This window comes from Microbacterium sp. AR7-10 (genome assembly GCF_001878835.1).
Taxonomy (GTDB): Bacteria; Actinomycetota; Actinomycetes; order Actinomycetales; family Microbacteriaceae; genus Microbacterium; species Microbacterium commune.
Genome location: NZ_MJIR01000117.1, coordinates 1 through 8008, shown reverse-complemented (window position 1 = coordinate 8008; position 8008 = coordinate 1). Strand labels below are relative to the sequence as shown.

7 protein-coding genes are annotated in these 8008 nt (G+C 71.4%); 4 read left to right on the top strand and 3 right to left on the bottom strand.

The annotated features are described in order from the left end of the window. From BFN01_RS14690 to BFN01_RS14675, 4 genes are all read left to right on the top strand, one after another. Positions 1 to 1261, top strand: a 1261-nt coding sequence (locus tag BFN01_RS14690) for a glycoside hydrolase family 1 protein (RefSeq protein WP_143187268.1), incomplete at its 5' end; no start/stop codon positions are given. 53 nt (positions 1262 to 1314) lie between these two features. Next, the gene (locus BFN01_RS14685) at positions 1315 to 2313 is read left to right on the top strand and encodes a LacI family DNA-binding transcriptional regulator (RefSeq protein ID WP_177243893.1); all 999 of its coding nucleotides are present in this window, start codon (positions 1315 to 1317) and stop codon (positions 2311 to 2313) included. 48 nt (positions 2314 to 2361) lie between these two features. Beyond that, a complete protein-coding gene (locus BFN01_RS14680) occupies positions 2362 to 3126 on the top strand; it encodes a LamB/YcsF family protein (RefSeq protein ID WP_071645064.1) in 765 nt (254 codons plus the stop codon). A 12-nt stretch (positions 3127 to 3138) separates the two neighbouring features. Then, positions 3139 to 4740, top strand: a complete 1602-nt coding sequence (locus tag BFN01_RS14675) for an urea amidolyase family protein (protein WP_071645063.1) — start codon at positions 3139 to 3141, stop codon at positions 4738 to 4740. Between the two features lie 119 nt (positions 4741 to 4859). Here the strand turns inward: BFN01_RS14675 and BFN01_RS14670 are convergent, their stop codons facing one another. The 3 genes from BFN01_RS14670 to BFN01_RS14660 all read right to left on the bottom strand — a co-directional run bounded on the left by BFN01_RS14670 (position 4860) and on the right by BFN01_RS14660 (position 7870). Next, on the bottom strand, positions 4860 to 5336 hold the full coding sequence (locus BFN01_RS14670) for a CinA family protein (RefSeq protein WP_071645062.1): 477 nt from the start codon (positions 5334 to 5336) through the stop codon (positions 4860 to 4862). A 180-nt stretch (positions 5337 to 5516) separates the two neighbouring features. Then, a complete protein-coding gene (locus BFN01_RS14665; protein WP_071645061.1) occupies positions 5517 to 6845 on the bottom strand; it encodes a uracil-xanthine permease family protein in 1329 nt (442 codons plus the stop codon). Between the two features lie 161 nt (positions 6846 to 7006). Continuing rightward, a complete protein-coding gene (locus BFN01_RS14660; RefSeq protein WP_071645060.1) occupies positions 7007 to 7870 on the bottom strand; it encodes a phosphoribosylaminoimidazolesuccinocarboxamide synthase in 864 nt (287 codons plus the stop codon). Between the last annotated feature and the right edge of the window lie 138 nt (positions 7871 to 8008).

The following is an 8008-nucleotide window of genomic DNA, read 5'->3' as shown; positions in this document are numbered from 1 at the left end:
AGATGTGTATAAGAGACAGGCCGACGACGTCGCGCTGATGAAGCGGCTCGGGCTGCAGACGTACCGATTCTCGACCTCCTGGTCGCGGGTGCGTCCCGACGGCGGCCCGGTCAACGCGAAGGGCCTCGACTTCTACAGCCGTCTGGTCGACGAGCTGCTCGAGGCCGACATCGTGCCGTGGCTCACCCTGCACCACTGGGACATGCCGCAGGCGCTCGAAGAGCTCGGCGGCTGGACCGATCGCGACATCGCCGAGCGCTTCACCGACTACGCGCTCAGCGTGCACGACGTGCTCGGCGACCGCGTGCAGCACTGGACCACCATGAACGAGCCGTGGTGCTCGTCGTTCCTCTCGTACACCGCGGGCGTGCACGCGCCAGGGCGCACGAGCATCCGCGACGGCCTTCTCGCCTCGCATCACCTGCTGCTCTCGCACGGTCGCGCCGTGCAGGCGCTGCGCGAGCGCGACGCGTCGCTCGACCTCGGCATCACCCTCAACCTCACGGTCGCCGATCCCGCCGACGTCGACGATCCGCTCGACGTCGATGCCGCCCGCCGCATCGACGGGCAGTTCAACGGCTGGTTCCTCAGCCCGATCTTCCATGCCGAGTACCCGGCCGACATCGTGCGCGACTTCCGCGAGGTCGACCCGGCCGCGGTCGCCGAGTGGCAGGCAGCCGTGCAGCCCGGCGACCTCGACATCATCTCGACTCCGCTCGACGCGCTGGGCGTGAACTACTACCACGGAGAGCTGCTGTCCGGACATCCGCAGCCCGGCGGGGGCGACCCGCACCAGACGGAGGGCCAGCAGCGCGAGACGCGCTCGCCGTTCCCCTCCAAGGAAGGCATCTACTGGGTCGAGCGCGGCCTGCCGCGCACCGGGATGGACTGGGAGGTGCAGCCCGAGGGTCTCACCCGTCTGCTCGTGCGCGTCGCGAACGACTACGCCGGCGATGTGCCGCTGTACGTCACCGAGAACGGTGCCGCCTACGACGACCAGGTGGGCCCCGACGGCGAGGTCGCCGACGTCGAGCGCACCGAATTCCTGCGTGCGCACGTCGCGGCCACGCTGGACGCCATCGAGCAGGGCGTCGACGTGCGCGGCTACTTCTACTGGTCGCTGCTGGACAACTACGAGTGGGCGTGGGGATACCAGAAGCGCTTCGGCATCGTGCGCGTGGACTACGAGACGCAGCAGCGCACGATCAAGCAGAGCGGTGCGGAGTACGCTCGCATCATCGCCGCGCACACCGGTCGGTGAGTGACGCTGCGCACCGACCCAGCCGACACGCATTCCCGAAAGCACGCACCCTGATGCCCCGAGCCACGATCGAAGAGGTCGCCGCACTCGCCGGAGTGTCGCGCTCGACGGTGTCCAGGGTCGTCAACGGATCGACGTCGGTCAGCGCCGAGGCGCTCGCGGCCGTGCAGGATGCCATCGCCCAGCTCGGCTACGCCCCGAATCGTGCGGCCCGCTCGCTCGCCAGCCGGCAGACCCACGCGATCGGACTCGTCGTCCCCGAGGACACCACCCGGTTCTTCGGCGATCCGTTCCTGGCATCCGTCGTCGCGGGGATCAGCTCGCGCCTGGCCGAGTCGGAGTACATCCTCAACCTGCTGATCGCGAGCGACGACCCCGACGGCAAGATGACGCGCTTCGTGCGCAACGGCGGGGTGGATGCCGCGATCATCGTGTCGCACCACGCCAGCGACTCGTTCATCGAGCGCATCGCAGAAGCCGTGCCCGTCGTGTTCGGCGGGCGGCCGGCCGTGACGCGCGAGAGCGACATCATCGTCGACGTCGACAACGTGGCCGCGGCCCGCGCCGCGACCGAGCACCTCATCGCGCTCGGCCGTCGGCGGATCGCGACCATCACGGGCACGATGACGATGGCGGTGAGCGCAGACCGCCGCGACGGGTTCCTCGCGGCGCTGGCGGATGCCGGCCTGCAGAGCGTCGGCGAGATCGACGGCGACTTCAGCGAGCACGGCGGGGCAGAGGCCGCGCGTCTGCTGCTGCAGCGCGACGAGCAGCCGGACGCGATGTTCGTGGCGAGCGATCTGATGGCCCGCGGTGCGCTCGGCGTGCTGCGCGCGGCGGGGCTGCGGGTGCCGGACGACGTCGCGATCGTCGGCTTCGACGACTCCCGGGTGGCCGAGTCGACCGACCTCACCAGCGTGCGCCAGCCGATGTTCGCGCAGGGGGAGATGCTCGCAGACATGGTGGTCGACCTGCTGGCGGGCAGGCGGCCCGAGGCGCTGACGATCCTGCCCACCGAGCTCGTGGTGCGCGGGTCGGCACCCGCCGTCTGACACGCGCCCCGGATGGACAGCCGCACACGGGTTGGGTAGACAGGCGGTATGGCATCCATCGACCTCAACTCCGACCTCGGCGAGAACTCCGCCGAGCGCGTGGTGAGCGATGACGCGGCGATGCTCGAGATCGTGACCAGCGCGAACGTGTCGTGCGGCTTCCACGCCGGCAGCGCCGAGGGCATCCGCGACACGCTTGCCGCTGCCGTGGCGAACGGGGTCGCGATCGGCGCGCACCCCGCGTACCGTGACCGCGAGAACTTCGGGCGCACGTCGCTCGAGCCCGAGTCCCGCACGCTGCAGGCCGAGGTCGAATACCAGCTGGGCGCCCTGATGGCCCTCGCCGCGGCCGTCGGCGGCCGGGTCGCCTACGTCAAGCCGCACGGGGCGCTGTACAACACGATCGCGCGTGACGAACGACAGGCCCGGGCTGTGGTCGCGGCCGTGCGCGCCGTCGACCCGGCGCTGGTGATGCTGGGGCTGGCCGGCGGGGTGGTGCTCGACATCGCCGCGGACGCGGGACTGCGAACGGCCGCCGAAGCCTTCGCCGATCGGGGCTACCTGCCCGACGGCACCCTCGTTCCGCGCACGCAGCCGGGGGCCGTCCTGCACGACCCCTCCGTCGTGGCGCGGCGGATGGTGCGCTTGATCGAGTCGGGTGTCGTGCGGGCGGTCGACGGCACCGACGTGCGCGTCGACGCGCAGTCGATCTGCGTGCACGGCGACAGTCCCGGATCGGTCGCGATGGCCGCGGAGACGAAGCGGATGCTGCAGGGGGCCGGCATCGCGACCGCCCCGTTCGTCGTGGTCTGAGCGGGTGAGCGCATGCGGGTGCTGACGGCGTCGGATCGGGCGGTGCTCGTCGAGTGCGCCGACCTCGACGAGGCGATGCGCATGCATCGCGCTTGGGCCGGCGTGCCGGGGGTGATCGAGCGGGTGCCGGGGGCGCGCACCGTGCTCGTGCGGTTCGATCCGCTGGTGACATCGGCGGCGGAGCTGGCCTCCGCGCTTTCGGCGACCCGTGCGGACCAGGTCCAGCTCGTAGCGGCGCCGGAGGTGGTCGTGCCCGTCCGATACGACGGCGACGACCTCGCGGACACGGCGAGACTGCTCGGCGTCTCTGTCGACGAGCTCGTGCGCCGGCACGGCGCCGCACACTGGACGGTCGCGTTCTCGGGCTTCGCCCCCGGCTTCGGCTACCTCGTCGGCGACGACCCGCTGTTCGACGTGCCGCGTCGCCCGTCGCCGCGCACCCGCGTGCCCGCGGGGTCGGTGGCTCTCGCCGGCCGGTTCAGCGGGGTGTATCCGCGGGAGACTCCGGGCGGCTGGCAGCTGATCGGCACGACGGATGCCGTGATGTGGGATGTGCACCGCGACCCACCCGCCCTGCTGGTGCCCGGCGCTCGCGTGCGTTTCGTCACCGCTGATCGGGTTGCGGTGTCGGCTGCGAGGTCGGCCGTGGTGTCGGGGACGTCGGATGCTTCAGCCGCAGAGCGGAGCGTCGGCGTGCGGCACGCGGATGCCGGTCCGAACGGTCCGCCGGTTCCCGCGCCCGCGCTCGAGGTGCTGAACCCGGGGCTGCAGCTGCTCGTGCAGGATCGGGGCCGCCCCGGCCTTGCGGCGCTCGGCGTGCCGGCATCCGGAGCTGCCGACCGGATCGCCATGCGAGACGCGAACCGCGCCGTCGGCAACGCGCCCGAGGCAGCGGTTCTCGAGGGCATCGGGCCGTCCGCCGTCCGCTTCCACGGTGCCGGGGTCGCGGTCATCACAGGGGCCGAGGGCGAACTCGCGGTGACCGGCGCCGGCGGTGCCACCCGCCGCATCGGGCACGGCGTTCCGTTCGCCGTCGCCGACGGCGACGAGCTGCACATCGGGGCACCCATGTGCGGGCTGCGGTTCACGATCGCGGTGCGCGGGGGCATCCGGATGCCGGCAGAGCTGGGCAGCCGTTCGACCGACACTCTCTCGGGCATCGGTCCGGCGCCGCTGCGAGCGGGCGATATGGTGCCGCTGGGAGACGCCGCGCCGAACGCGGTCGAGCCTGCGCCGCTGCCGCGCGAGCTGCCTGCGGCGGGCGGCCTCGTCGTGCTCGACATCACGCTCGGCCCCCGGCGCGACTGGTTCACGGCGACCGCGGTGCGCCTGCTCGGCGAGCAGGAATGGACGGTCACGGCGCGCTCCGACCGGGTCGGCATGCGACTGCACGGCGAGCGGCCGCTCGAGCGCGCGATCCTCGACGAACTGCCCAGCGAGGGGGTGGTGGACGGAGCGATCCAGGTGCCGGCCGACGGCCAGCCCGTGGTGTTCGGGCCCGATCATCCGACCACGGGTGGCTATCCGATCATCGGCGCCCTGACCGATGCCGCGCGCGATCTGGCCGCTCAGCTGTCGCCCGGAGTGCGCATCCGCTTCCGCGTGGCGACGTGAATCACTGACCATCCGTCTCGAGAGACGGCGTGGTGAAACGCGACGCGCCGCGTCCGCGCCGTTTCGGCAGAGACCTCCCGCGTCTCCCACCGAACCGGCGCTGCGCCCGAACCGGCGCGCTACGCCCGACCGGCGCGCTCCACGCGGCCGGCGCGCGAGAACAGCAGCTCGACAGCCGCCTCGACGGTCGCTTCGAGCACGTCCTCGGGCTCGCCGTCCAGGTCGAGCCTGCGGTGCCCGGCCTCGTCGCGCGTCGCCCATCCGAGGAACACGGTCCCCGCGGGATGCCCGTCTTCGGCATCCGGACCACCGACCCCGGTCGTCGAGACACACAGGTCTGCGTCGAACAGTTCACGGGCGCCTCGGGCCAGCTGCTCCGCGCATTCGGCGGAGGTCGGGTCCTGATCGGCCGGGAACCCCAGCACGCGCTCCTTCACCTCCGGCAGGTAAGCGACGATGCCGCCGCCGAACCAGGTGCTCGCCTCGGGGCCTGCGCCGATGGCACTGGCGAGAGCCCCGGAGGTCAACGATTCGGCGACCGCGACGCGCAGATCGCGGCGTCGGGCGAGGTCAGCGAGAGGTGTGACGTCGAGCATGCGCCGACGATACCGCCCAGACCGGATGCCCCGCGGGGCCTTGACAGACCCGGGGGAGGAGCGCTCAGCAGCCGTGCCGGACGCCCCAGAACAGGAGAACACGCGAGCGCAGGTGGATTCCCCGGGGAATGCACCTGCGCTCGCGTGCTCTCCTGCGCCCGGTGAGGGCCGCTGCCCGCGTCAGGCCGGGTCACCGCCCGGAGCGCCGACGCCGGCGAGCGGCTTCGGGTCGTCGGCGCCCGAGCCGCGCAGTCGCGCGATGAGGTTGCCGAGGTGGTAGATGAGGATCGCGCCGATCGTCGCCAGCACGATTCCGCCGAGCTCGAAGCCCGACTCCGGATCCTTGATCATGAACCCGCCGACCGCGACGATCAGGCCGACCGCGGCGGTGTACTGGTTGACCGGGCGCGAGAAGTCGACGCGGTTGTCGACCCAGATCTTGATGCCGATGACGCCGATCAGTCCGTACAGGGCGGTGGTGATGCCGCCGAGCACGCCGGCGGGCACCGAGTTGATGACCGCGCCGAACTTGGGCGACATGCTGAGCAGGATGGCGGTGATGCCGGCCACCCAGTACGCGGCGGTCGAGTAGACGCGGGTGGATGCCATGACGCCGATGTTCTCGCCGTACGTGGTGGTTCCCGAACCGCCGAAGAAGCCGGCGAGCGAGGTCGAGATGCCGTCGGCGATGAGCGCCTTGCCCGTCTGCTTGTTGATCGCGGGGTCCTCGACCATGGTGGCCACGCCGCGCACGTGTCCCACGTTCTCGGCGATCAGCACGAGCACGACGGGAAGGAACATCGCCATCGCCGACCAGGTGCCCGGGGTCGCGAAGTCGGGCAGGTGGAACGTCGGGAAGCCGATCCAGTCGGCCGCCTCGACCTTGCTGAAGTCGAGCTCCCCCCGGATCGCCGCGAAGACGTATCCGGCGATCACGCCGAGGAAGATCGAGATGCGGCCGAGGAATCCGCGGAACACCACGGCGAACAGGATGGTGATCGCGAGGGTGAAGGTCGCCGTGATCGGCGCCTGCTCGTAGTTGCCGCGCGCAGCGCCGGCGAGGTTGAATCCGATCAGCGCGACGATGGTGCCGGCGAGCACGGGCGGCAGGAAGCGGTCGACCCAGTGCACGCCCACCGTGTGCACGACGACGCCGATGAGGGCCAGCAGCACGCCGACCGCGACGATGCCCGCGAGCGCCGAGCCCATGCCCGCCGATGCCGTGGCGGCGGTGACCGGGGCGATGAAGGCGAACGAGGATCCGAGGTAGCTGGGGAGCTTGTTGCGCGTGATCAGCAGGAACAGGATCGTTCCGATGCCGCTGAACAGCAGCGTGGTCGGCACGGGGAAGCCGGTGATGATCGGAACGAGGAACGTCGCACCGAACATGGCGACGACGTGCTGCACGCCGATCGCGATGGTCGCCGGCCAGTTCAGGCGCTCTTCGGGGCGGACGACGGCGCCGGGCGCGACAGTGCGACCGTTGCCGTGGATGTTCCACAGCGGCATGGGGGCTCCTCGGGAGTCGGGATCAGGGCCGAGGAAACCCTACCGCCCCGGATGCCNNGGCATCCGGCGTGCGACGAAACGGGGGCCGACACTCCAGATGTCGGACGGTTTCCGTGAATCGGGCCGACATCTGGAGTGTCGGCCCCCGAAGTGGTGGCGGGTCAGGCCGTCAGGCGGCCGATGAGCGCGCGGTACCGGTCGGCGGTCTGCTCGACGATCTCGGCGGGCAGCGCCGGCGGCTCGCCCTGCCGGTCCCAGTTGGTCGCCAGCCAGTCGCGGACGATCTGCTTGTCGAAGCTCGCCATCCGCTCTTCCGGTGTCGTGCCGGATGCCCAGGCCGCGGCGTCCCAGTAGCGGGACGAGTCGCTGGTGAGCACCTCGTCGGCCAGGCGCAGGATGCCGTCGGCATCCACCCCGAACTCGAACTTCGTGTCGGCGAGGATCAGGCCCTTCTGCTCCGCGATCTCCGCGGCGCGACGGTACAGCGACAGCGACGCGTCGCGCAGCTGGTCGGCGCGCTCCGCACCGACCAGCTCGACCACGCGCTCGAAGGTGATATTCTCGTCATGCTCGCCGAGCGGGGCCTTGTAGGCGGGGGTGAACAGGGGCTCCGGAAGGCGGTCGCCGTTCTGCAGGCCTGCGGGCAGCGGGATGCCGCACACGGTGCCGTGCGCCGCGTACTCGGCCCACCCGGTGCCGGTGATGTATCCGCGCACGACGCACTCGATCGGCAGGATCTCGAGTGCCATCGCGAGCATGGCGCGCCCCGCCACGGCATCCGGGATCTCGCCCTCCGCGAGGTGGTTGGGCACGTCCGAGAGCTGGTCGAACCACCAGTCGCTCAGCTGGGTGAGCAGCTCGCCCTTGTGCGGGATGCCGGGGGAGAGCACGAAGTCGAACGCGCTCACCCGGTCGCTGGCGACGACGAGGATGCGGGTGTCGGCCGGGTCTTCCGACGCGTACAGGTCGCGGACCTTGCCGGAATACAGGTGCCGCCAGCCGGGGATGCTCTGTGCTTCGCTCACGCACCCATCTTCCCACCACGCAGGAGCGGATGACGGAGGTGCGCCGACGTCGGCGGGCAGGAGTAGCGTTGCCGGGTGACTTCGACTGACACGGCCCGCACCGCGACCCGCAGCCCCTGGCCCGCGCTGTGGGCGCTG